Consider the following 1,991-nt stretch of genomic DNA (forward strand, 5'->3'; position numbering starts at 1 on the left):
TTGTTGCGATCGACCGCCAGCAGATACTGGGTCAGATCGTTGGAGCCCACCGAGATGAAATCCACCTGACGCGCCAGTTCGCGGGTCAGGTAAACAGCCGCAGGCACCTCGATCATCACGCCCACTGGCGGCATCTCGACATCGGTGCCCTCATCGCGCACCTCGCCCCAGGCGCGGTGGATCAGGTGCAGCGCCTCTTCCAGCTCGCGGGTGCCGGAAATCATCGGCAGCAGGATGCGCAGGTTGTTCAGCCCGGCGCTGGCCTTGAGCATGGCGCGCGTCTGCAGCAGGAAGATTTCGGGATGATCGAGGGTGACGCGGATGCCGCGCCAGCCAAGAAAGGGGTTCTCTTCCTTGATCGGGAAATACGGCAGGCTCTTGTCACCACCGATGTCGAGGCTGCGCATGGTCACCGGCAGCGGATGAAAGGCCTGCAGCTGCTCGCGGTAGATCGCCATCTGCTCCTTCTCGCTCGGGAAGCGCTCCTTGATCATGAAGGGCACTTCGGTACGGTACAGGCCGACGCCTTCGGCGCCTCGCTCTTGTGCACGCACCACATCGGCAAGCAGCCCAGTGTTGACCCATAACGGGATGCGAATGCCGTCCGTCGTTTCGCACGGCAGCTCGCGCAGCACGTCGAGGCCTTCGGACAGCTGCCGCTCCTGCTCGGCCAGAACCAGGTATTGCTCGCGCAGCACCTTGGCGGGGTTAGTGATGATCTCGCCACGGGTACCGTCGATGATCAGCTCGATGCCATCGACCTTCGAGTATGGCAGATCGACCGCGCCCATGACGGTGGGAATGCCCATGGCACGGGCAAGGATCGCCACATGCGAGTTGCTTGAACCAAGCACGGACACCATGCCCACCAGCTTGCCTTCGGGCACTTCACCGAGCATCGCCGGGGACAGCTCTTCGCTGACCAGAATGGTTTTGTCCGGATAGGTCAGGGTCTGCTGGCGGGCCTGCTGCAAATAGCTGAGCAGACGCCGGCCAATGTCCTTGACGTCCGAGGCACGCTCGCGCAGGTAGGCATCGTCCATCATCTCGAAGCGGCCGACGTGGTCGCTGACGACCTGGCGCAATGCGCCCTGGGCCCATTGGCCGGTGCGAATGACCTTGGACACCTCGCCACCGAGTGCTGAGTCATCGAGCATCATCAGGTAGACGTCGAACAGCGCGCGCTCTTCCTTGCGCATCTGCGTGGCAAGCTTGTCGGACAAGGCGCGCATGTCGGCGCGCACAGCCGCGAGGGCTGCTTCGAACAGCTCGAGTTCGGCAGGTATGTTATCGATCGCCTTGTCGGGCACCACGTCCAGATCGGCAGGCGGCAGGACGACGACTGCGGTGCCCACGGCTGCGCCGGGCGCACCGGGAATACCGATGAAACGGGTTTCCTGAATGCCTTTACCCTGCCGACCAAGGCCGCGGATCGAACCGGTTGCCTCGGCGTGGGCGATAACCCCGGCGAGCTGCGCGCTCATGGTGACGAGGAAGGCTTCCTCGCCCTCGTCGAACAGGCGCTGCTCTTTTTGCTGAATGACCAGTACGCCCATCACCCGCCGGTGGTGAATGATCGGTGCACCGAGGAAAGAGGCGTAGCGCTCTTCACCGGTCTCGGCAAAGTAGCGATAGCGCGGGTGCTCGGAGGCGTGTTCGAGATTGAGCGGCTCCTCGCGAGTGCCAACCAGGCCGACCAGGCCCTCGTTTGGCGCCATGCTGACCTTGCCGATGGCCTTCTTGTTCAAGCCTTCGGTGGCCATGAGCACGAAACGCCCGGAATCGGGATCAAGCAGGTAGACCGAGCAGACCTGACTGGCCATGGCCTCCCGAACCCTCAGCACGATGATCCCCAACGCCGCCGTGAGGTCCTTGGCGGCATTGACTTCCTGGACAATCTTGCGCAGCGTGCCGAGCATGCTCAGGGGCTTTCTCCCGTCAGTCCCGCGCCAAGAGGCGCGGGGCGAGTTCTTTTAAGGCGCGACGGGAAA

At 63.2% G+C, this 1,991-nt stretch carries 1 protein-coding gene; it reads right to left on the bottom strand.

Annotated features, from left to right (window positions below):
* Nucleotides 1-1,919 (bottom strand): phosphoenolpyruvate--protein phosphotransferase (gene ptsP / locus PSTU_RS0114345; protein ID WP_019341720.1); only part of this gene is annotated, 1,919 nt, incomplete at its 3' end.
* Nucleotides 1,920-1,991 lie beyond the last annotated feature (72 nt).

The sequence above is a fragment of the Stutzerimonas stutzeri SDM-LAC genome, assembly GCF_000235745.1.
GTDB classification, from domain to species: domain Bacteria; phylum Pseudomonadota; class Gammaproteobacteria; order Pseudomonadales; family Pseudomonadaceae; genus Stutzerimonas; species Stutzerimonas stutzeri_H.